The following is a 388-nucleotide window of genomic DNA, read 5'->3' as shown; positions in this document are numbered from 1 at the left end:
AGGCAAGTTGATAGCATCTGGGTGAATGATGCAGACATTACTATTATAATGAAGCGTTTATTGACATGGGATATAAAAAAACGCGTAACTAATCTTTGCATTGGACGAGAGAGAGCAGATTTAATTTTAGCTGGTTGCGCAATTCTAGACGTTATTCGAGAAGCTTGGCCCAGTCAACGATTACGAGTGGCTGATCGCGGATTGAGAGAAGGAATTTTGATAGAGTTAATGTTACGCGACGGTGTATGGTGTCGACATAGGAAGGAAAAAACTTCAAGCGCTAGTCAGATATCAGAATATGGAGCAATGAGTAATAATGAAAAAGACGATAAAAACACCGGCTGGCGGATTTGGTGGTTCTGGATGGCATGAATTATTTATGCGTGTA

The 388-nt window shown here is 40.5% G+C and carries 1 protein-coding gene; it reads left to right on the top strand.

Translation table 11 applies throughout. The annotated features are described in order from the left end of the window. On the top strand, nucleotides 1–372 hold a 372-nt coding region (locus tag J7R10_RS09505), incomplete at its 5' end, for a Ppx/GppA phosphatase family protein (RefSeq protein ID WP_484792999.1). Nucleotides 373–388 lie beyond the last annotated feature (16 nt).

This window comes from Bartonella vinsonii subsp. berkhoffii ATCC 51672 (assembly GCF_902825225.1).
Classification (GTDB): domain Bacteria; phylum Pseudomonadota; class Alphaproteobacteria; order Rhizobiales; family Rhizobiaceae; genus Bartonella; species Bartonella berkhoffii.
The sequence above is the reverse complement of the archived record's forward strand: the minus strand, read 5'-3'. Positions and strand labels throughout refer to the sequence as shown.